The 21,319-nt window shown below is 41.5% G+C and carries 18 protein-coding genes; 11 read left to right on the forward strand and 7 right to left on the reverse strand.

Annotation, left to right across the window (positions count from 1 at the left end; translation table 11 throughout):
- Window positions 1–110 precede the first annotated feature (110 nt).
- From FTU35_RS05670 to FTU35_RS05685, 4 genes are all read right to left on the reverse strand, one after another.
- A complete protein-coding gene (locus FTU35_RS05670) occupies window positions 111–821 on the reverse strand; it encodes a hypothetical protein (RefSeq protein WP_004973205.1) in 711 nt (236 codons plus the stop codon).
- A 255-nt stretch (window positions 822–1,076) separates the two neighbouring features.
- On the reverse strand, window positions 1,077–2,723 hold the full coding sequence (locus tag FTU35_RS05675) for an AMP-binding protein (RefSeq protein ID WP_131260808.1): 1,647 nt from the start codon (window positions 2,721–2,723) through the stop codon (window positions 1,077–1,079).
- Window positions 2,724–2,999: 276 nt separating this feature from the next.
- Complete coding sequence (locus tag FTU35_RS05680; RefSeq protein ID WP_004973203.1) at window positions 3,000–4,136, reverse strand: acyl-CoA dehydrogenase family protein; 1,137 nt, start codon at window positions 4,134–4,136, stop codon at window positions 3,000–3,002.
- Window positions 4,137–4,284: 148 nt separating this feature from the next.
- Window positions 4,285–5,055: a 3-hydroxyacyl-CoA dehydrogenase gene (locus tag FTU35_RS05685; protein WP_004973201.1), complete on the reverse strand. Its 771-nt coding sequence runs from the start codon at window positions 5,053–5,055 to the stop codon at window positions 4,285–4,287.
- A gap of 142 nt (window positions 5,056–5,197) precedes the next feature.
- On the opposite strand from FTU35_RS05685, the gene FTU35_RS05690 reads away from it, so the two are divergent.
- From FTU35_RS05690 to FTU35_RS05700, 3 genes are all read left to right on the forward strand, one after another.
- A complete protein-coding gene (locus FTU35_RS05690) occupies window positions 5,198–6,223 on the forward strand; it encodes an AraC family transcriptional regulator (protein ID WP_178865887.1) in 1,026 nt (341 codons plus the stop codon).
- A gap of 260 nt (window positions 6,224–6,483) precedes the next feature.
- Window positions 6,484–6,834 (forward strand): hypothetical protein, encoded by a 351-nt coding sequence (locus FTU35_RS05695; protein WP_180064577.1) that lies wholly within the window; start codon window positions 6,484–6,486, stop codon window positions 6,832–6,834.
- Between the two features lie 204 nt (window positions 6,835–7,038).
- A complete protein-coding gene (locus FTU35_RS05700; protein ID WP_004973196.1) occupies window positions 7,039–7,950 on the forward strand; it encodes a bestrophin family protein in 912 nt (303 codons plus the stop codon).
- 114 nt (window positions 7,951–8,064) lie between these two features.
- Here FTU35_RS05700 and prmC read toward each other — a convergent pair whose 3' ends face one another.
- Both prmC and prfA read right to left on the reverse strand, forming a co-directional pair.
- Entirely contained in the window at window positions 8,065–8,895 is an 831-nt protein-coding gene (prmC, locus tag FTU35_RS05705; RefSeq protein ID WP_131260809.1) for a peptide chain release factor N(5)-glutamine methyltransferase, read from the reverse strand.
- On the reverse strand, window positions 8,895–9,983 hold the full coding sequence (gene prfA, locus FTU35_RS05710; protein ID WP_004973192.1) for a peptide chain release factor 1: 1,089 nt from the start codon (window positions 9,981–9,983) through the stop codon (window positions 8,895–8,897). Before prfA ends, prmC begins: the two co-directional genes overlap by 1 nt.
- A gap of 385 nt (window positions 9,984–10,368) precedes the next feature.
- Here prfA and FTU35_RS05715 point away from each other — a divergent pair, with 385 nt between their 5' ends.
- The 4 genes from FTU35_RS05715 to FTU35_RS05730 all read left to right on the forward strand — a co-directional run bounded on the left by FTU35_RS05715 (window position 10,369) and on the right by FTU35_RS05730 (window position 13,594).
- Window positions 10,369–10,794, forward strand: a complete 426-nt coding sequence (locus FTU35_RS05715; protein ID WP_154320690.1) for a glycine zipper 2TM domain-containing protein — start codon at window positions 10,369–10,371, stop codon at window positions 10,792–10,794.
- Between the two features lie 250 nt (window positions 10,795–11,044).
- The gene (locus FTU35_RS05720) at window positions 11,045–11,569 is read left to right on the forward strand and encodes a hypothetical protein (protein WP_179988644.1); all 525 of its coding nucleotides are present in this window, start codon (window positions 11,045–11,047) and stop codon (window positions 11,567–11,569) included.
- Window positions 11,570–11,790: 221 nt separating this feature from the next.
- A complete protein-coding gene (locus tag FTU35_RS05725) occupies window positions 11,791–12,795 on the forward strand; it encodes an LLM class flavin-dependent oxidoreductase (protein WP_004973182.1) in 1,005 nt (334 codons plus the stop codon).
- A 244-nt stretch (window positions 12,796–13,039) separates the two neighbouring features.
- Window positions 13,040–13,594, forward strand: a complete 555-nt coding sequence (locus tag FTU35_RS05730) for a hypothetical protein (protein WP_004973179.1) — start codon at window positions 13,040–13,042, stop codon at window positions 13,592–13,594.
- A 114-nt stretch (window positions 13,595–13,708) separates the two neighbouring features.
- On the opposite strand, the gene FTU35_RS05735 is transcribed toward FTU35_RS05730, so the two are convergent.
- Complete coding sequence (locus FTU35_RS05735) at window positions 13,709–14,545, reverse strand: pyruvate, water dikinase regulatory protein (RefSeq protein ID WP_004973178.1); 837 nt, start codon at window positions 14,543–14,545, stop codon at window positions 13,709–13,711.
- Window positions 14,546–14,700: 155 nt separating this feature from the next.
- On the opposite strand from FTU35_RS05735, the gene ppsA reads away from it, so the two are divergent.
- The 4 genes from ppsA to cyoB all read left to right on the forward strand — a co-directional run bounded on the left by ppsA (window position 14,701) and on the right by cyoB (window position 21,319).
- On the forward strand, window positions 14,701–17,079 hold the full coding sequence (ppsA, locus tag FTU35_RS05740) for a phosphoenolpyruvate synthase (protein ID WP_004973175.1): 2,379 nt from the start codon (window positions 14,701–14,703) through the stop codon (window positions 17,077–17,079).
- A 74-nt stretch (window positions 17,080–17,153) separates the two neighbouring features.
- On the forward strand, window positions 17,154–17,951 hold the full coding sequence (locus FTU35_RS05745; protein WP_180064578.1) for an RDD family protein: 798 nt from the start codon (window positions 17,154–17,156) through the stop codon (window positions 17,949–17,951).
- A gap of 302 nt (window positions 17,952–18,253) precedes the next feature.
- Window positions 18,254–19,327 carry a ubiquinol oxidase subunit II gene (gene cyoA / locus FTU35_RS05750; RefSeq protein ID WP_180064579.1) on the forward strand — a complete coding sequence of 358 codons (1,074 nt, stop codon included), beginning with the start codon at window positions 18,254–18,256 and terminating at the stop codon, window positions 19,325–19,327.
- A 3-nt stretch (window positions 19,328–19,330) separates the two neighbouring features.
- The gene (cyoB, locus tag FTU35_RS05755; RefSeq protein ID WP_096900904.1) at window positions 19,331–21,319 is read left to right on the forward strand and encodes a cytochrome o ubiquinol oxidase subunit I; all 1,989 of its coding nucleotides are present in this window, start codon (window positions 19,331–19,333) and stop codon (window positions 21,317–21,319) included.

Below are 21,319 nucleotides of genomic sequence, written 5' to 3' on the forward strand. Positions count from 1 at the left end.
CCTATTCTGCAAAACCAAAACGCCAAGTATAACGGTTATTCAAAGCAAACCTCCATGACGGCGGTTGAATTGTTGCGTATTTGAACAGATGGAGATGTGCAACGACTTGCTTAAAAGTGCATCCGCATGCCTACGTTATAAGTAACGCCATCGGCATCGCCTATATATTCATTATAATAGGCAATTCCACCATTCCAGTAACATGCCGTATTCCCGACTTTGTCTGAGGTTGTCCCATCTTTACAGGTGGTATTCGAGGTGCTGTCATATAACCATTTATAACCGGCAGTGGCGTAAATCGAGAAATCAGGAACAAAGTTCAAACCGACTTCTACGCCCACAGGTAAAGTGACAAAATTGACATCATTGGCAAGCAGCTTTGAACTTGCGCCGCTATAACCTAGACCTGCGTATGTATTGAAATAAAAACCATGATAGCTGATCAGGTTTAAATTCCCGCCCATATTGAATTCATAATAATCCAAATCGTATTCATTGTTTTTTAAGAATTCCAATCTGCCATAAAAACCTGAGCGATGTGGCGTGGTGGAAACACCCAAAGCAAAACCATCTAGTTCTACTGTATCGCCACTGTCAAAATCTGCTTCAAAATTGGCGTATTCGGCAAAGACTGCATAATTTTTTTGTGGCGTTTTTGCTGCTGGATAGCTGGAATAGGCTGTACTTTCAGCAGTTGGCGCTGGGTTCCAGTTTTGTGCATAACTGCCAGAGGCACACAACAGTAAAGCTGCGCCCATCCATATCGACTTCGTAAATATCCGCTTTGACGGCTGCGTGAAATTTAAATGAGCTGTTACCATGATGTTCTCCCCCAATATGTATTGCGCTGCCTACATGCTTTTATCGTAATCGAAGTACATGCAGCCTTGTTCATTGTGTCAGCATAAAGTTGAAAATATCACATCACCAATATGATGCACACATTTTCTATCGATTGAGTTCGTGCTTGCATAATCGGGTGGTTTAAATAAAGAATACAGATTTAAAAAAACGCCAATCTGTATGAATGGCGTTTTTCTTATGGCGCAATAATTAACAGGGCCTATTGGCTGAATTTAGCTCACTTTTTTAAAAGCATTTTGTTTTGCAATTTCTTGTTGCTTCAATAAATTACGCTGAATTTTTCCACTGGATGTTTTAGGCAAACTGCTGACAAATTCAATTTCTTTAGGATAGGCATGTTTCGATAAGCGTGAACGCACATACTGTTGCAGCTTTTCCTGCAATGCAGTGCTTGGTTGATATTGATTTTTTAACACCACAAAGGCTTTTACCACTTCTGTACGCTCTGGGTCTGGCTTACCAATTACTGCGGATTCAAGCACTTCCTCACATTCAAGCAAAGTACTTTCTACATCAAAAGGCCCGACACGATAACCCGAAGTTGTAATGACATCGTCTGCACGACCAATAAAATCAATCCCACCAAATTCATTTAAACGTACCGTATCACCCGTTAAATAATACTGTCCCACAAATGATTTACGGTCATCCCCATCGTAACCTTTGAACCACATTAAAGGCGATTGTGATTCATCCAGTGCAAGTGTGCCAATTTCGCCGTGAGCGACTTCCTGATGCTGTGCATTTAAAACCGCGAAACGATGTCCGGGAATAGCATAACCCGCAGAACCTACTTTTTTCTGATGTTCCAGTGCATGATGATTGGCAATCACCATCCCCAATTCGGTTTGTCCATATTGATCATAAATATTGACTTGTAAATCATGCTTAAACCAATGAATCACTTCTGGTGTGAGCGGCTCGCCTGCACTGCTAACCACACGCAGATGTCGTTGAATATCACCATCAAACTTTTCTTTAAAACCAAAGAACATTCTAAATGCGGTTGGTGAACCTGTTAAATTACTCACCTGATATTTACGGATAATTTCCAGTGCATGATCAACACTAAATGGACGTTCATCCATAATAATGCTATGCCCCAAACTCAGTGGCCCTGTAATACCGTAATACAAGCCATAAGCCCAACCAGGGTCGGCTAAATTCCAAAATGAATCTTCTGCTCTTAAATCGACTGCATGCTGCATATAACCTTTAAATGCCACAATGGCTTTTAAAGGCACAGGTACAGATTTAGCTAAACCCGTAGTGCCTGATGTAAACATCATCAGAAAATCATCTTCAAAACTGCGATACACGGTTTCAAAGTAAGTGTCTTGAGTGCTTAGAACTTGCCAAAAATCTGTATCATGGTTTTGAGCTTGATTTGCTGCGTCCACAGTTAAAATTTTCACATTAGACAAGGCATTTAGTTTTGGACGCTGCTCAGTATTGGTCACAATGAGCTGCGTCTTTGCAGTTTGAATACGGTGCTCAATCGCTTTAGATTCAAAGGCTGTAAATAAAGGCTGATACACTGCCCCAATGCGCCATGTGGCAAAAACCGTAATTAACAATTCAGGCGTACGCGGCAATAATCCTGCAATACAATCACCTGCTTTTAAGCCCAGTTGAGTAAAATAATTTGCCAATTTTCCAGATGCTTCTGCCAGTTGATCAAATGTCCACGATGCAGTTTGACCGTGTTTGCCTTCCCAAATTAAGGCAGTTTGTTGAGTACCCGTATAGCGTCCGCAACATTCTTCATAGGCATTAAGTGCCGTTGGCGTTCCTGCCAATTGGGTTTGAATCAGTTGCTCAATATCAAACTGTTGATATGCCTCTTGCAAAGTTTTCATTCTTTTAAGCTCCGTCTTAAACTGATGACACTGCAATTCATTTGCAGCAATATGCGTTATTGTTTTAACCGTTTTTACAAGTTAGGATTGAATCGCTCTTTAAAATTTAAATTAGGTTTGCTGTGTTGAAGTCGATCATGCAACGCAATCACGACATGATCTTCGCGTATTTTTCAATCAAGTTAGCTAAACATGATTTGAACATTTTCTCAATTTCCACATCCTGCAATAACCTTGCAAGCTTTGGACACCGACTAAAGTTTTAGATACTCAGCTTTAACGCTTAGTCACTTCACGTGCAATCACCAAACGCTGAATATCGGATGCACCTTCATAAATTTGGCTAACGCGCACATCACGGTAAATACGTTCAACTGGGAAATCAGATACATAGCCATAGCCCCCATGTATTTGAATCGCATCTGAACACACACGCTCTGCCATGGTTGAAGCAAAAAGCTTGGCCATAGATGCTTCTTTTAAACACGGTAAGCCTGCATCTTTGAGGCTTGCGGCATGTAGAATAAGCTGTCGTGCAGCTTCAATCTGTGTTGCCATATCTGCCAAGCGAAACGCGACTGCCTGATGTTGCACAATTTCAACTCCAAAAGCTTTACGCTCATTGGCATAGTCCACGGCTGCATCTAAAGCTGCTCGCGCCATACCCACCGATTGCGCGGCAATACCAATACGCCCCGACTCTAAATTAGAGAGTGCAATTTTGTAGCCTTCACCTTCTTGCCCCAATAGGTTTTCTGCAGGAATACGGCAGTTTTCCAACACGATGGTGGCGGTATCGGAACAGTGCTGTCCCATTTTGTCTTCTAAACGTGCCACGATATAACCTGGTGTGTTCGTCGGGACTAAAAAGCAGGAAATGCCTTTTTTACCCGCAGTTTTGTCCGTTACAGCAAAAACTAAAGCAACATCTGCATATTTGCCTGTGGTGATAAACTGCTTGGTGCCATTTAAAACCCAATCCTCGCCATCTTTTTCAGCTTTACATTCAATCGCGCTGGCATCAGAGCCGACTTGTGGTTCAGTTAAACAAAAGCAGCCTAACCATTCGCCTGTTGCCAGTTTAGTTAAATATTTTTGTTTTTGCGCCTCTGTGCCGTAGCGTTGTGTAATTCCGCATGGCAATGAGTTTTGCACACTCACAATCGTTGAAATTGCACCATCACCCGCAGCAATTTCTTCTAAGGCTAAAACGAGAGATACATAATCTAAACCTGCACCGCCCCATTCTTCTGCAACGGTCATGCCCAAAGCACCTAGCTCACCCAGTTCTTTTAACTCCTTTGCAGGGAATTCAGCAGTTTTATCACGTGCCGCTGCAGTTGGTTTAAGCTTTTCCTGTGCATAACTGCGCAGCATATCCTGAATCATTTTTTGTTCATGGCTTAAAATCATGGTGACCCTCTGTTTATATGGTAGATGTTGTTTTTGTCAGGAATGCGCGCAACATCCTTGTGCTGTATTGCAACGGTTTTTTAGTATCCAGTTTTTCAATACTTGAATTTTTGCTTAGGCTATTTTATGGATATAGCATCGTCATAACTTATTTCGGTTGCATACGAATTGCGCCATCCAAACGAATCACTTCACCGTTTAAATAACCATTTTCAAAAATATGACCCACCAATTGCGCAAATTCTTCAGGCTTTGCCAAACGTGGTGGAAATGGCACCATTTGCCCTAAAGCATCTTGCACATGCTGTGGAAATGCTTTCAGCATCGGGGTTTCCATAATACCGGGGGCAATCGTCATCACCCGAATGGCTTCACGTGCCAATTCACGTGCCAAAGGCAGCGTCATCCCCACAATTGCACCTTTCGATGCAGAATACGCACTTTGTCCAATCTGCCCATCAAATGCTGCAACCGAAGCAGTATTCACAATCACACCACGCTCTTCTTCATCGGCGGCTAAGTCATATTTCGCCATCAGTTGTGCCGCAAAACGGATCATATTAAAACTGCCCGTGACATTAATATTCAGCACTTTTTGGAACATTGCCAAATCATGCAAACCATCACGTCCCAAGACTTTGGCAGACGGTGCAATGCCTGCACAATTCACCAAGCCATTTAACTGTCCGTATTTTTGCTCAATATGGTTAAAAAGCTGCTGTACTTGGTTTTCATCGGTCACGTCTACAGCTACGAAGTCTGCATTTTCGCCCAATTGCTGTTGAAGCTGCTGCCCAAGTTCTTGATTCATATCAACCAAAATAACTTTTGCACCTTGCGCAACTAAATGTTGTGCAGTCGCAGCGCCTAAACCCGATGCACCACCCGTGACCACACAGACTTTTCCTTGAATTTTCATTTTATTTTCCTTATAAATTTTCAGGTTGATACAACTTAAGAAACAGATTAATCACACTCAAGCTAGAGTACAATTTCCAAACCCTGCATCGACTATGATGTATTTGAACACTCAACTTGTAAATGGAATACCACGCCATCCCATGAATGCAACTCAGCTCACTTACAGCAAAGGTACAATTTCAATTGCTTTAGTCCATGAAGCTTTGCATACTGCACAGCAACGCGGTATGGATACGCATGCGATTTTGCAGACGGCGGGTATTCCTGCAGAGCTGTTACATTCCAACAAAGCGAGGGTGTCAATTCTGCAATATGGTCAATTGTGGATTGCACTGGCAGATGCCATGAACGATGAATTTTTTGGCATGGACAGCCATGCTATGCGTCGTGGCAGTTATCAACTCTTGTCTAAATGGGTGTACCAAGCAGAGCATTTAAAGGCCGCATTACAGGACATTTTAAATTTCTTTAATTTAATACTGGATGATTTTTCAGGTGAATTAAACGTAGATGGTGAATATGCAATCTTAACCATTCACGATAAAGATCAAGTGAAACCGATGTTTAGTTATGCCACTTATTTAATGCTGATTCATGGCTTGATGTGCTGGCTGACAGGACAACGTATCGCTATTTTAAACATGCAACTCAAATGTGCTGCCCCGCAGGATGATGCTGATTATCGTGTCCGTTTCTGTGATGAAATTGAATATGCGTGTACAGCGCATAAGATTTATTTTGAGGCAAAACATCTTGATTTAAAAATCAAGCAGGATAAAAAAAGTTGGAAACGCTTTTTAAAACAAACACCTTTTAACCTTTTGGTGCGTTATAAAAACCCACATGCGCTGAGTCATAAAATCCGTAAACAATTAATGCGATTGCCGCCGAGTGAGTGGTTAGAACTGAACGAATTAACCCAACATTTCAATATGTCTGAAGCGACGTTCCAACGGCGTTTAAAGCAGGAAGGCACCAGCTATCAGCAATTAAAAAATGAAATCCGTCGAGATACGGCAATTGAATTGTTGAGCAAAACCCAACAATCACTTCAGGAAATTAGCGATCAATTAAATTTCCATGATCCTAGCGCTTTTCATCGTGCCTTTAAAAAATGGACTGGGGTCAATCCTGGTGCATATCGACAATATACCGAAAGCTCATAATTGAAAGCTCATAATTGCGTGACTTATCACCTACTACTCAGCCACTATTTTGTGTATTTTACAAACAACTTAATTATAAAAGAAAACTCATCGCTGTGATTTCAAGGTTGAGCAGTGAACTGGACGTTCATCGGCACAGCATTGTCAAAGTATTAAATTTAGTTTACTTTTCAATCAATTTAAAGCATAAATTTTATGCAATTCGGCTGTCATACTCCCCCTGTAATATTAAATGTACGAGCATCTTTGGAGGTTTCCCCATGCTTAAGATGATGGATGTACTTGAACACAATCTAGTTCAAAATTTCTCTCACTCCCTCAACCAAGCTTCTGAACAATTAGATGAATTACTCAATCAAAGTATTCTAAATACCTCAGAAGAACAGTTACGCAATGTCATGTCTGCGTTTTTCAAACGTGAAGATGCACTTGAAGCAGCGCAAGCCCTAGATATTTGCCAAGAAGATTTACAATCTTTACAAGCAGGTTTAGCACTCAAAGATGAACACCTGTGCGATACCGCTAAAATTGTTGCACTATATTTAGCTTTAGAAACAGACAGTTTGGCACAAGTTGAAATTCCAGACTGTTTGCAAGATTACCCGATGTAAGCTAAAACTTTGAGCATTCAGTTGCTGAAAGTATTTAAAAAGTGATGTCTTCATGGCATCACTTTTTTATTGGCTGTTGCAATAATAAATAAGAAAAATTGACTTTAAGCCGCTTGCTGCTTTTTTAAATCAAAAGCTAGCTATCATCTTGCCAAGCGTTGTTTGTCTATGAAACACTAAAGACAGCTTCAAGGATGCATCAAGATGATTATTCGCAATAAAAACAACAGTTTTACCCTACTGTTTGCATGGTATGGGACAATTTTACCTACGGTCTTACCTGCGCTTGCAATTGTGGTCTTCCTTTCTACGGTTTTGGTGTACTTATCTTCTCACCACTTTTTTCAAGTGCCGAGCGTACCAGCCATTGGCTTTACCATTTTCGGTATTATTTTGTCTATTTTCCTCAGTTTTAGAAATAACGCCAGTTATGAACGTTGGTGGGAAGGTCGAAAATTGTGGGGGACGTTAATTGCAACATCACGGCATATTTCACGTGACTCATACGTACTGCCAGATCAACAGCGTCGGGTCTTGATGTATCGGGTCATGTTGTTTAGTAATTTATTGCGTAACCGTTTACGCAATCAAAACCAACCTATCGATTTTTATCAAAACAAAGTCAACCTCACATCTGCAGATTATGAAGCATTATTTCCGCATATTAATGCCGCACAGTTTATTTTAGAAAGCATTCAAAAAGAGTTAGTCAGCGCACTGAAAACAGGTGAAATTTCCGATATTATTTATCAAGGCTTGAATCAACATATTGTTGAATTGGGTAATGTGCAAGCAGGTTGCGATCGAATTCTCAGCACACCCTTGCCTTTTTCTTATTCAGTCTTGTTGCACCGCACTGTGTATTGCTTCTGCTTTATTCTGCCTTTTAGTTTAGAAGCAAGTTTAGGAATCTGGACACCAATTTTGGTGGGTTTAATTGCCTATTTATTCTTAGGTTTAGATGCTCTCAGCGAACAACTTGAAGAACCTTTTGGCCTGCAAGACAATGATTTACCGCTCAACTCCATGGTGCGATTAATTGAACGGGAAATGCTGAGTTCACTTGGCGAAGAACTGCCACCTGCAATTTTGGCAGTGAAAGGCAACCTAAGCTGACATCAGTTGAGTTGAGGCTCATAAATTGGTCTTGCACTTAAACTTTGCTAATCATTCGTCTATGTTTGCAAGCTGATAAATAGATCTCACAAGATTTTTAACTGATATAACACATCAGCCAGCAAGCCATTGTGCTAAAGTCACCCGATCATTGCCTGCATAATCTTTGACTGTACGAATGTCAGAAAAACCGTGTTCTGCAAAAATCGCTTGCACTGCTAAAGCTTGGTCATAGCCATGCTCTAGTGCAATCCATCCATTTGCTTTCAGCCAGTGCTTACCCTGCGAAATAATCTGCAGAATATCTGCCAAACCCTGATCTGCTGCCACCAATGCACGTTCAGGCTCTGCTGCCAAAGCAGACATGTGTGCATCATTAGCATCTATATACGGCGGATTAGATACAATTAAATCAAAACGTGGCTCGGCTGCTGAACCCAATGCCTCAAACCATGCACCACAGGCAAATTGCACCTGATTTAAAGCATGCTTGCTTGCATTTTCTTGAGCAACTGCAAGCGTTGGCAGGTAAATATCGGTTGCGGTTACCTGCCAATCTGGACGTTCTGATGCTAAAGCCAAAGCAATCGCCCCTGTACCTGTGCCTAAATCGACAATTACAGCATCACGTTGTAATGACAAAGCCAACACAGTTTCGACCAAAACCTCGGTATCAGGACGTGGCACCAAAGTATCGTGCGTGACTTTTAAATCCAGTGTCCAAAATGGCTGTGAACCTGTGATATACGCCAAAGGCTCGCCTGCTGCTATACGTGCCAAAGCCTGCACATACATCTGCTCTTGCGCGGCACTCAATTCCTGATCTGCACGATATTTTAATTCAAGCGCACTGAGTCCTAAAAAATGCTCTAACAACCAAATATTTTCTTGACGCTCATAGCTATCGACTTCACCACGTAGCGCCAAGGCTTGTGCAATATTCATTAACCACCGTTTTGCTGAGCAAGCATCGCCAACTGATCTGCCTGATATTCACGATGCAGACTATCTAGTAGTTCAGTTAAATCACCTTCCATCACCGCATCCAACTTATATAAAGTCAGGTTAATACGATGATCTGTCATACGTCCTTGCGGATAGTTATAGGTACGAATACGCTCAGAACGGTCACCCGAACCCACCAAATCACGACGCATTTCTGAAGTTGCTGCATCTGCTGCAGCACGTTTGGCATTTTCCAAACGTGATGCCAACAACGCCATCGCTTTCGCTTTGTTTTTATGCTGTGAACGCTCTTCCTGACATTCCACCACAGTACCCGTCGGAATGTGGGTTATACGCACTGCAGAGTCGGTTTTGTTAACGTGCTGACCACCCGCACCCGAAGCACGATAGGTATCGATACGCAAATCGGCAGGGTTAATATCTACCGTGGTGTCTACATCTACTTCAGGTAAAATTGCCACAGTACACGCTGATGTATGCACACGACCTTGCGATTCAGTCGCAGGAACACGTTGCACACGATGCGCACCACTTTCAAACTTCAAACGGCCATACACGCCTTCGCCATTCACCAAGCAAATGACTTCTTTATATCCGCCGTGTTCACCTTCATTTTCAGATAAAATTTCGATTCTCCAGCCCTGACTTTCGGCATATTTGCTATACATGCGGAATAAGTCACCCGAGAAAATCGCGGCTTCATCGCCACCTGTCCCTGCGCGAATCTCCAAATAAGCCGAGTTGGCATCATTCGGGTCTTTTGGAATCATTAAAATATTTAAGTCAGCTTCAAGTTGCTGAATCAGCGCTTTATTGTCTTTAATTTCTTCTTGCGCCATTTCCTTAAAGTCAGGATCAGACAACATTGCTTCGGCTGTTTCAATATCGGCTTCGGCTTGTGTGTATTGTGACCACACTGCCGTAATTTCGTCTAAATCACTGTGTTCACGTGATAATTGACGAAAACGCTTGTTATCTGAAATCACTTCAACATCTGCCAACAAAGCAGTCAATTCTTCATGGCGGTCAGAAAGCTGATCTAATCGTAAACGTAACGATTCTTTCATTGTTTAAAAAATCTCAATGCAAAGGCTGTTACATGCAACACGCAGCACAGCGAAATAAAAAATTGCGCATAGTTTACCGATTCTACCACCCAAATAACATCATTATTACGTCTGTACGATGTTTGAAATGCCTATCTGCAGATGTTCTAGCAGTATTTCTGTGTGATGATGCTGTGCATTGCGGTGAATGTACAACTCACCAAGTACCGCAATTAGCATCCGCATTTGGACATTTTTTTAGCAATTTTAATCAAACTCATACAAAGCCCACACCAAAGCACACCAATCTCGTCTGCACTCTCCACATTTTAAAAGCGGCGCTTTGTTAAATTGAGCCCATCAAAATTGATCATAAATAAGTCCTGTAAGGGACATGGAGTTCAACATGAAACTTAATGCAATGTTAATGACAGCAGCTTTAGCCACAGCTTCAATGCTCACTGCCAACGTTTATGCAGACAATACTACGCGCGTTGCCGCAGCCAGTGCTTTAGGCAGTGTTGCAGGTACAGCTATTGGTAAAAATATGGGTGGTACTACGGGTGCAACACTAGGCGCTGCCTTAGGCGGTGCTGGTGGTGCAGCCGTGGCGAGTGATAAACGTCATCGTACTGAATCTGCAATTGGTGGTGCTTTGGGTGGCGGTGCTGGCTATACCGTAGGTAAAAATATGGGCGGCACCAATGGGGGTTATATTGGTTCAGCTTTAGGTGCAGCAGGTGGTGCAGCACTCGGCAATAAAATCTCAAAAGATAAAGAATATGACCGCTATCAAGAACGTAAATGGAAGAAAAAACGCAACCGTCGTTAATCCTAAAGAATAGATAAAGCATGATATAGATCGGTAAAAAAGCATCAACACAGGTTTGATGCTTTTTTATAGGATTCGTTTTTTATATATCAATTCAAAAATGACCACAGTCAATATGAAGAAATTTAGCAGTGCAATTACAAAGTCTTTACTAAACTTTGCAGATTTACCTCATTGCCCTTCACGATCTTTGCCATCTGTTTCTATATCTTCATTACAAAACATATTAATCAATATTTGGAGCATCCGCATGAAACTTAATCGTATTTTATTGGGTAGCGTTATCGCAAGTTCTGCCTTGCTTATGAGCACTGCGCATGCGAACGATACACGTGTTGCCGTAAGTTCTGCCTTGGGTGGTGCTGTCGGAGCAGCAATTGGTCAACAAATGGGTGGACAAACAGGCGCGATGATTGGTTCAGCCATTGGTGGTGCGGGCGGTGCTGCAGCTTCTGCCAATAAACGTGACCGTAACGGTGCCATGATTGGTGCTGCCTTGGGCGGTGCAGGTGGATATAGCGTTGGTCGCAATATGGCAGGCAACAATGGTGGCTATGTCGGTGCAGGACTCGGTTCTGCAGGTGGTGCAGTATTAGGTCAAAAAGTTAGCGAAGACCGTCGAGATGACCGCTATGACAACAAACACTACGCTGATCGTTATGACCGCCGCTATGATAGCCGTGGCTATCGCTACAATGACTACCGTTATAATGACCGTTACCGCAAAGACAATGGCTTACATTTAGGTCACTATAAAAATGGTAAACGTCGTTAATTTCTCACGATACTTCTAACATCTTCAGCACCTTCGGGTGCTTTTTATTTACTGGTAACTTTTTTGGATAAATATTTTTATGAAGCATGCTTTTTTGATGAATGTCATGCGTTATTAAGTGGCAATATCCCATACCCCACCCATATATCGAAATTTTTCGATATACAAAATCAGTGCAGCATCGTATGATAAAACTCTCTTTAATCAAGCTGGAATAAATGATGCGTTCCCTGCAAGACACAAAATTTGCCATTCTTGAACTCGCACCTGTACGTGATGATCAATCAGTACAGTTTTCACTGCATCATGCACTTGAATTAGCACGACACGCAGAACAACTCGGCTATGACCGTTTGTGGTTGGCGGAACATCATAATATGGATGGCATTGCCAGCTCAGCAACCGCAGTTCTTTTGGGTTATTTATTAGCAAATACGCAAAAAATTAAACTCGGTTCTGGCGGTATTATGCTCCCCAACCACGCACCGTTAGTGGTCGCTGAACAGTTTGGAACTTTAGCGACTTTATATCCTAACCGTATTGAACTCGGTTTAGGTCGCGCACCAGGTACAGATCAAGTGACCATGCGTGCGCTGCGTCGTGGGCGACAGGAAACTGAAGATCAATTTCCGCAAGATGTTTTAGAAATTTTGCATTATTTTAAAGATGCAGAACCACAACAACGTATTGTTGCTACGCCAGGACAAGGGACACACGTTCCTGTATGGTTGCTTGGTTCAAGTTTATTTAGCGCACAACTTGCTGCAAAATTAGGACTACCCTACTCATTTGCCTCACACTTCGCCCCGCGTATGCTTGCTCAAGCCATTCAGTTATATCGTGACAATTTTGAGCCTTCAGAATATTTAGAGCGGCCTTATGTGTCTATGGGTGTGCCAACAGTGGTTGCAGATACCGACCAAGAAGCAGAATTTTTGGCGACTAGTGCCTATCAGCGTGTTTTAGGTTTAATGCGTGGACAAAGCCTAAAACTCAAAGCTCCAGTCGAAAGTATGGATGGCTTATGGTCACCTGCAGAAAAAATGTCAGTTGATAGTTTTTATGCCATGGCGCAAATTGGCTCAAAGGCGACTGTCAAAGCAGGATTGGAAAACTTATTGGCGAAGTATGATGTCGATGAGTTTATTTTTACCTGTGACATCTATGACACAGAAAAACGCTTACATAACTTTGATTTGCTCATGCAAATGAAGTTAGATACTTAATTAGCTCCGACCTTGTAGTTCTATTGAGCTACAAGGTTTCATCAATTAAAAACATTTAAAATAAATAACTTAAATCCGTTTTCTTGTTCTCTTTCGCTTAAATCTCAGTAATCTCAGTTGAATTAATTTTCAATCTTTAGGAATGACTGGCTCGCCTGCACAAAAGACTTTACCAAACAGTACTGTCCCAACAAAATAGAGTAAATGTTCTAATTTATAAAATGAATATATCAAGAGATTCAGCATGGTCAGTCCTAAACACGACGTACATAGACACGCTTTTCAAAACTGCTTGGCAGATTTTCAAGAATTCCAAGGCGAATGCATTCCTGCAACTGAAATCAAACAGCATGACTTCACAGGTTTACGCGTTGCAGTTATTGGTGCAAATCAGGACAGCGTGGCACAACTCGATAGAATTTGTCAGCAAGCAACATCTGTTCAAGTCTTTCAAATTGCACCGCATTTTGTCCTGCCAAGTACAGAACGTGGCATCCATCGCCTAATTAGCCATCCTTTGGTATTTAAAAATCGACGTTTGTTTAATAACCGCGTCAAAAATATTTTGGCTTTACGCTTTTTAGATGCTCAAGTCAAAGACACGTGGCTTAAACGTCAACTCACACCAAACATTGCAGATACACATCAACGCTATTTTAAATCTGATCATTATTATTCAGCTTTACAACGCGAAAATTGCCATTTGATTACTTGGCCAATTGTCAAAGTCTGTGCACATAGCGTGCATAGTATTGATGGACAAGAACATCCAATTGATACCATTATCACTACATTTTAAGTCACACTAAAAGCATTATCATTTAAATAAATAGTAGCTTGATTTTTATTCTATTTAAATCCAATAAAAAAGAGCCAAAATAAAATTTTGGCTCTTTTAATACATATAGTTTCATTAACCAATACGACGTTTTAAACCTGTCATTTGTAAAACACGTGTTGAAATTTCTTCAATCGACATTTCTGAAACATTTAAATATTTAATCCCTTCTGAAATATAAATACCTTCAATCGCACGCAATTCCATTTGGCATTGATTAAAACTTGCATAACGGCTATTGGCTTTACGTTCAGTACGAATTGCCACAAGGCGTTCAGCATCAATCATCAAGCCAAATAACTTATGTTTATGCGGCTTTAATACGGCTGGCAAACGGTTGTCATCGAGGTCTTCTTCAGTCAATGGATAGTTCGCCACACGAATCCCGAACTGTAAAGAAAGGTAGATGGAAGTTGGCGTTTTACCCGAACGCGACACCCCAATCAGAATCAGATCGGCCTTGTCGTAATGGCGTGTACGTGCGCCATCATCGTTATCTAAGGCAAAATGCACCGCATCAATACGTGCCTTGTAAGATTCAGAATCTGTTACGGCATGCGTCTGCCCGACCAAAGTGGTTGGTGGTGTTCCTAACTCTTCAGAAAGCTTACTAATTAAGCCTTCAAATACATCTAAATTAATTGCTTTGGCAGTGTTGATAATGTCACGCACATATTGGTCAACCAAGGTATCAAACACCAAAGGTAATTGACCATCAATTTGTGCTCGGGCATTAATCTCTGCCACCACATTCATAGCCGCTTCTTCAGACGTAATATAAGGATGAATATGAATATCAAAGTCCACATTTGGAAATTGCGCTAAGAGTGAATGTCCAAGGGTTTCAGCCGTAATTGCAGTTCCATCGGAAATAAAAAAAACACTCCGCTTAATTTGTTTACCATCTGACATTAAAATTCTCCTTAAACATTTGTCTTAGTGCTATATAATCTTTATAGTAAACCGATCTTACATGACTGTCGCTTAGTAAAACCAAATTGCTAAGTAGATTTATTATAATTTCATGACAAGATAGTGATTAATACTGCAAAAGTGGAGTAACAACTTTGGAAGCGCGCGTAATTGGTCTGGAAAAATTAGGGAAACACGATGTTGAGCTCGTGGGTGGGAAAAACTCATCTTTGGGCGAAATGATCAGCCACTTATCTAATGCTGGTGTATCGGTACCAGGTGGCTTTGCAACAACAGCTGCTGCTTATCGTGAATTTCTCGAGCAAAGTGGCCTAAACGCTAAAATTCAAGCAGAGCTAAAAACACTCAATGTAGATGACGTGAATGCGCTTGCTGAAACTGGTGCAAAAATTCGTCAATGGATTGTCGACACTCCGCTTACTGCATCACTAGAACAAGAAATCCGAGTTGCTTTTGAAGCACTCTCTAACGGCAACCCAAACATCGCGGTTGCCGTTCGTTCATCTGCAACTGCAGAAGATCTACCAGACGCATCTTTCGCAGGTCAGCAAGAAACATTCCTAAACATCCGTGGCATTGACAACGTATTAATTGCCATTAAAGAAGTTTTTGCATCTTTGTACAACGACCGCGCGATTTCTTACCGTGTACACCAAAACTTTGACCACGATGTCGTTGCTTTGTCTGCAGGCGTACAACGTATGGTACGTTCAGAAACTGGCGCTGCTGGTGTAATGTTTACCCTAGATACAGAATCTGGTTTCCGTGATGCTGTATTCATTACTGCTTCTTATGGTTTGGGTGAAATGGTGGTTCAGGGTGCAGTTAACCCAGATGAATTCTATATTTCTAAGCCTTTATTAAAAGCAGGCAAACACTCAGTTTTACGTCGTAACCTTGGCTCTAAACACCAAAAAATGATTTATGGTGAAGAAGGCGCGGCTGGTAAATCTGTAGTTGTGGTCGATGTTGAAAAACAAGATCGCCAACAGTTCTCTTTAAATGATCACGAACTACAAGAATTAGCGAAACAAGCGTTAATTATTGAAGAACATTATCAAGCGCCTATGGATATTGAATGGGCAAAAGATGGTGATGACGGTCAAATCTACATCGTTCAAGCACGTCCTGAAACTGTAAAAAGCCGTGAAAACGTCGGTACTATGGAACGCTACCTATTGAAACAAAAAGGTACGGTCATTTGTGAAGGTCGTTCAATTGGTCAGCGTATCGGTTCTGGTAGAGTCCGCGTTGTAACGTCTATTAAAGAAATGGACAAAGTTCAGGAAGGTGACGTTCTTGTTTCAGACATGACTGATCCAGACTGGGAACCAGTGATGAAACGTGCTGCTGCAATTGTCACTAACCGCGGTGGTCGTACTTGTCACGCTGCAATTATTGCCCGTGAATTAGGCGTACCTGCAATTGTAGGTTGTGGTAATGCAACTGAAGTTTTGACTGATGGTCAGGAAGTTACAGTTTCTTGCGCCGAAGGCGACACAGGTTTCATTTATGAAGGTGCTTTAGATTTTGAAGTTCAAAAGAACTCAATCGAATCTATGCCTAAACTTCCGTTCAAAATCATGATGAACGTTGGTAACCCAGACCGCGCATTTGACTTTGCTCAAATTCCAAACGAAGGGATTGGTCTTGCACGTTTAGAATTCATCATCAACCGTATGATTGGTGTGCATCCTAAAGCATTGCTTAATATTGACAGCTTACCACGCGAAACACGTGCAGCAGTTATGGCGCGTACTGCGGGCTATTCATCGCCAATCGAATTCTATGTAGAAAAATTGGTTGAAGGTATTTCTACCCTTGCTGCTGCATTCGCTGACAAACCAGTGATTGTGCGTATGTCTGACTTCAAATCAAACGAATACGCAAACTTAATTGGTGGTAAGTTATATGAGCCAGAAGAAGAAAACCCAATGTTGGGCTTCCGTGGTGCAAGTCGTTATGTGTCTGACAATTTCCGTGACTGCTTCGAGCTTGAATGTCGTGCCTTGAAAAAAGTACGTGACGAAATGGGCTTAACCAACGTACAAATTATGATTCCATTTGTACGTACCGTTGCTGAAGCAAAACGTGTGATCGAATTGCTTGCGCTGAATGGTTTAAAACGTGGTGAAAATGGTCTGAAAGTGATCATGATGTGTGAATTACCAACCAACGCATTGTTGGCTGAACAATTCCTTGAGCATTTCGATGGTTTCTCTATCGGCTCAAATGACTTAACTCAGTTAACACTTGGTTTAGACCGTGACTCAGGCATTGTTTCTCACCTGTTCGATGAACGTGACCCTGCAGTGAAAGCATTACTTTCTATGGCAATTCACGCATGCCGTAAAGCAGGTAAATATGTCGGTATCTGTGGTCAAGGCCCTTCAGATCACCCTGACCTTGCACGTTGGTTAATGGAACAAGGTATTGAATCTGTATCTTTAAACCCAGACTCAGTTTTAGACACTTGGTTCTTCCTTTCTGAAGAAAAAGCTCAACAAGCGTAGTAAAACGTGTTAAAAGAAAACCCATGCACCTGCGTGGGTTTTTTTTCAAATTCATTTTTTGAGATTTTATATTTATGCAAATTTACTTGGCACGAAATAATCAACAAGCTGGGCCATACACCTTAGAGCAGCTCAACCAAATGCTCGCCAGCCAACAAGTGTTGCTGACAGATTTGGCTTGGCACCAAGGCATGAGCGAATGGAAAGCTTTAGGTGAACTCACCCAAGGTAAACTTGTATATGAACCACAAGGCTACGTCAGCACACCACCTGCCCCTGAACATTCACCTTTTCAAAATACAGATTACACGGCTACAAACACATCACGACCAAGCTTAGCATCGTCAAACTCCAGAACACAGGCAACGAAAAATGAATTGGCGAGCATTAACCAACGTGCTTTAGCCAAAATTATAGACATGTTGCTGTGGTTACCTGCAGCGGCACTTCCCTCTTTTTTCTTAAATGCTGACCAGTTTGAACAATTGTCTGGTTTGCAACAAAAAATGCAGGCCGCTACAACATCTGATCAAGCCATGCAATTGCAAACTGAACTCTTTCAGCTCATTCCAATGCAAGCTTGGCAAGCCGTGGCAATTTATTTATTGATTATGCTGGGCATACAAGCCTTCCTATTGGCTAAAACTGGACAAAGTATTGGCAAACGTCTGACCAAAATTAAAATTGTCGATGCTGAAACCGATGAAAAAGTCAGCCTAATGCGTGTGTTTACTATTCGCTCTATCATTTTCATTATTTTGAATATGATGTTTATGCCCTTTATCACAATTTTAGATTACGGCTTTGCATTTGGTGCAAAACGACAAGCGTTACACGATAAACTCGCCAAAACCAAAGTCGTAAAGCAATAATTTGATTTTATTTATTCAGGGATGATTGATCATCCCTTTTTTCTTATAATATTGATAAATATAAATAAATTAAAATTAGTACAAATAATTCCGAGTATAAAAATTGGTTTTTATTCCCTCCACTTAAAGCCGCTTTATGTGTAGCTTAGTTTGTCGATATCAGGCATAATGCCCTACAACGTAGCGGTGTCCGATGATTAAGAAGACTTTTTCATCTATTTTGATGTCTTTTTAATCATGCGACACTTTAATCGCTATCCCATATTAAATTAGGGAATGGGACTCTTCACCGAGGTTGTAAAATGAGACAAACGATTTTAGCTGTATTGTCTTTATCTACGATGGCTGCACTCTTAACTGGGTGTGGCGGTGATTTAGTACTTCTGAACTCAAAAGGTCCAGTTGCAGCAGGTCAAAGTAACCTGATGATGACTGCGATTTACCTAATGCTATTGGTGGTTATTCCATCTGCAATTATGGCATTGTGGTTCGGTTGGAAATATCGCGCATCGAATAAAGACGCAGACTATCAACCAACATGGTCACACTCTACTGCAATTGAAATTGTAGTATGGGGTATACCTGTTATTATTATTTGTATTTTAGCTTGGTTAACTTGGTGGGGTTCCCACAAGTACGACCCTTACCGTCCGCTAGAATCCGAAAAAGCTCCTTTAACTGTTCAAGTTATTGCTGAACAATTTAAATGGATCTTCATCTACCCAGAACAGAACATTGCTACTGTTAACGAATTACGCTTCCCAGAGCAAACGCCTGTAAGCTTACGTTTAACATCTAACTTCACAATGAACTCGTTCTTTATCCCTGCATTATCTGGTCAGATTTATGCAATGGCGGGTATGCAAACTCACTTGAACGTTTTAGCAGACAACACGGGCGAATTCCGTGGTTTCTCATCTAACTACTCAGGTTATGGTTTCTCGCAAATGCGCTTTAAAGCTCACTCTGTAACTCAAGCTGATTTTGAGCAATGGGTAACAGCTGTTAAAGCAGGTCAAGGTACGACTATCAATCCTCAAGCTGTTCAAAAAACAGTTTTAGATCAAGCTGAATTTGCTTCTTTACGTGACGGTAACCGTTCACAGAAACAAATTGATGCAATGGTTCGTAACGCCAAAACTGAATTAGAGAAAAAACTTGCTGCAACGGCTTTAAAAGAAGGTCCATATAAGACTCAGCCACATCCTGTGACTTATTACTCTTCTGTTGAGCAAGGCTTGTTTGAATCAGTGATCAATAACTATATGAGTAACTACCATGGTGCTGACCATTCAGCTCCTGTAGTGGCTGGTGAAGCGCCTGCTTCTGAAACTCATGTAGCATTTGAACATGCGACTGCTTCTCAAGGGGAATAAGACATGAGCTTATTAGGTAAGTTAGGTCCAGATGCAATTCCTTACGATCCAATCGTATTGGTAACTGTTGCAGCGATGATCTTAGGTGGTCTTGCAGCGATTGCTGGTATTACCTACTTCAAAAAATGGGGCTACTTGTGGAACGAATGGTTCACATCTGTAGACCATAAAAAAATTGGTATCATGTATATCTTTGTATCTGTAGTCATGTTACTTCGTGGCTTCGCAGATGCGATCATGATGCGTCTTCAACAGTTCCTTGCGAAAGGTGGTGGTGAAGGCTATTTACACCCAGAACACTATGACCAGATTTTCACCGCACACGGTGTGATCATGATCTTCTTCGTGGCAATGGGTCTTGTTGTTGGCTTAATGAACATCTCTGTACCATTACAGATTGGTGCTCGTGACGTAGCCTTCCCGTTATTAAACTCTTTAAGCTTCTGGTTATTCGCTGGTGCTGCAGGTTTAATGATGGTTTCACTTGCATTAGGTGAATTCGCTGCTACAGGTTGGATGGCTTATCCTCCTCTATCTGGTATCGAATATTCTCCAGGTGTTGGTGTTGACTACTATATTTGGGCACTTCAGGTTTCTGGTCTAGGTACGCTTCTTACTGGTGTTAACTTCTTCGTTACCATCATCAAAATGCGTGCGCCTGGCATGAAACTTATGGACATGCCTGTTTTCACTTGGACAACATTAGTTACTGCGGTACTTATCATTGCAACATTCCCAGTTTTAACTGCGACAATTGCAATGTTAACGCTTGACCGTTACTTCGGTTTCCACTTCTTTACGAACGACATGGGTGGTAGCCCAATGTTGTATGTAAACTTGATTTGGACATGGGGTCACCCAGAAGTTTATATCTTAGTATTACCAGCATTTGGTATTTACTCAGAAGTAACTGCGACTTTTGCTCGCAAAACATTGTTCGGTTACAAATCAATGGTGTACGCAACTGTTGCAATTGGTGTGTTATCACTTGTTGTATGGGTTCACCACTTCTTTACCATGGGTGCAGGTGCCAACGTTAACGCGTTCTTCGGTATCATGACCATGATTATTGCGATTCCTACTGGTGTGAAAATCTTCTCTTGGTTATTCACCATGTACAAGGGTCGTATTACCTACACTACCCCAATGCTTTGGACACTTGGCTTCCTTGTGACTTTTGGTATCGGTGGTTTAACAGGTGTATTAATGGCAGTTCCACCAGCGGACTTCCTTGTACACAACTCTTTATTCCTAATTGCTCACTTCCATAACGTAATTATTGGTGGTGTAGTATTCGCGATGTTCGCAGGTATCATTTACTACTGGCCAAAAATGTTTGGTTGGAGACTCAATGAAACTTGGGGTAAAGCAGCATTCTGGTTCTGGTTCTTCGGTTTCTACTTTGCATTCATGCCACTTTATATCCTTGGTTTCATGGGTATGACTCGTCGTTTGAATACATATGACAACCCAGAATGGGATCCATACTTGGCAATTGCGTTCTTCGGTTCTGTGTTAATTGCTATTGGTCTATTCTGCTTCGTTATGCAGATTGTGGTTGGCTTCCTACAACGCAACCAACGCTTAGACCTTACTGGAGATCCATGGGATGGCCGTACGCTTGAGTGGGCTACTTCTTCTCCAGCACCGTTCTATAACTTTGCTCACCTTCCAAAGATCAATGGTATTGATACTTTCTGGACTGACAAAGAAAATGGTGTTGCATACGCTCGTCCAACGAAGTATGAAGATGTCCATATGCCAACTAACCGTGCAGCTGGCTTCATAATTGCAATGTTTATTACAACTATGGGCTTCGCATTAATCTGGCATATTTGGTGGCTAGCAATCGTTACGTTCATTGCGGCAATCATCAGCTTCATCGTGAGTTCTTTCACGAAGAAAGTGGACTACTATGTTCCTGCTGCTGAAGTTGAGCGTATTGAAAACGAACGCTATGCGATCCTTGAAAAACACTTGAAGAAGGACTAA

It is taken from the genome of Acinetobacter sp. YH12095 (assembly GCF_013419245.1).
GTDB lineage: Bacteria > Pseudomonadota > Gammaproteobacteria > Pseudomonadales > Moraxellaceae > Acinetobacter > Acinetobacter towneri.

Coding starts and splice junctions, on each gene's coding strand:
- FTU35_RS05745 (WP_180064578.1), top strand. CDS start 17,154: ATGCAAATTTACTTGGCACGAAATAATCAACAAGCTGGGCCATACACC.
- FTU35_RS05690 (WP_178865887.1), top strand. CDS start 5,198: ATGAATGCAACTCAGCTCACTTACAGCAAAGGTACAATTTCAATTGCT.
- FTU35_RS05725 (WP_004973182.1), top strand. CDS start 11,791: ATGCGTTCCCTGCAAGACACAAAATTTGCCATTCTTGAACTCGCACCT.
- cyoA (WP_180064579.1), top strand. CDS start 18,254: ATGAGACAAACGATTTTAGCTGTATTGTCTTTATCTACGATGGCTGCA.
- cyoB (WP_096900904.1), top strand. CDS start 19,331: ATGAGCTTATTAGGTAAGTTAGGTCCAGATGCAATTCCTTACGATCCA.
- FTU35_RS05680 (WP_004973203.1), bottom strand. CDS start 4,136: ATGATTTTAAGCCATGAACAAAAAATGATTCAGGATATGCTGCGCAGT.
- FTU35_RS05730 (WP_004973179.1), top strand. CDS start 13,040: ATGGTCAGTCCTAAACACGACGTACATAGACACGCTTTTCAAAACTGC.
- prmC (WP_131260809.1), bottom strand. CDS start 8,895: ATGAATATTGCACAAGCCTTGGCGCTACGTGGTGAAGTCGATAGCTAT.
- FTU35_RS05695 (WP_180064577.1), top strand. CDS start 6,484: ATGCTTAAGATGATGGATGTACTTGAACACAATCTAGTTCAAAATTTC.
- FTU35_RS05670 (WP_004973205.1), bottom strand. CDS start 821: ATGGTAACAGCTCATTTAAATTTCACGCAGCCGTCAAAGCGGATATTT.
- FTU35_RS05675 (WP_131260808.1), bottom strand. CDS start 2,723: ATGAAAACTTTGCAAGAGGCATATCAACAGTTTGATATTGAGCAACTG.
- FTU35_RS05720 (WP_179988644.1), top strand. CDS start 11,045: ATGAAACTTAATCGTATTTTATTGGGTAGCGTTATCGCAAGTTCTGCC.
- FTU35_RS05685 (WP_004973201.1), bottom strand. CDS start 5,055: ATGAAAATTCAAGGAAAAGTCTGTGTGGTCACGGGTGGTGCATCGGGT.
- FTU35_RS05700 (WP_004973196.1), top strand. CDS start 7,039: ATGATTATTCGCAATAAAAACAACAGTTTTACCCTACTGTTTGCATGG.
- prfA (WP_004973192.1), bottom strand. CDS start 9,983: ATGAAAGAATCGTTACGTTTACGATTAGATCAGCTTTCTGACCGCCAT.
- FTU35_RS05735 (WP_004973178.1), bottom strand. CDS start 14,545: ATGTCAGATGGTAAACAAATTAAGCGGAGTGTTTTTTTTATTTCCGAT.
- FTU35_RS05715 (WP_154320690.1), top strand. CDS start 10,369: ATGAAACTTAATGCAATGTTAATGACAGCAGCTTTAGCCACAGCTTCA.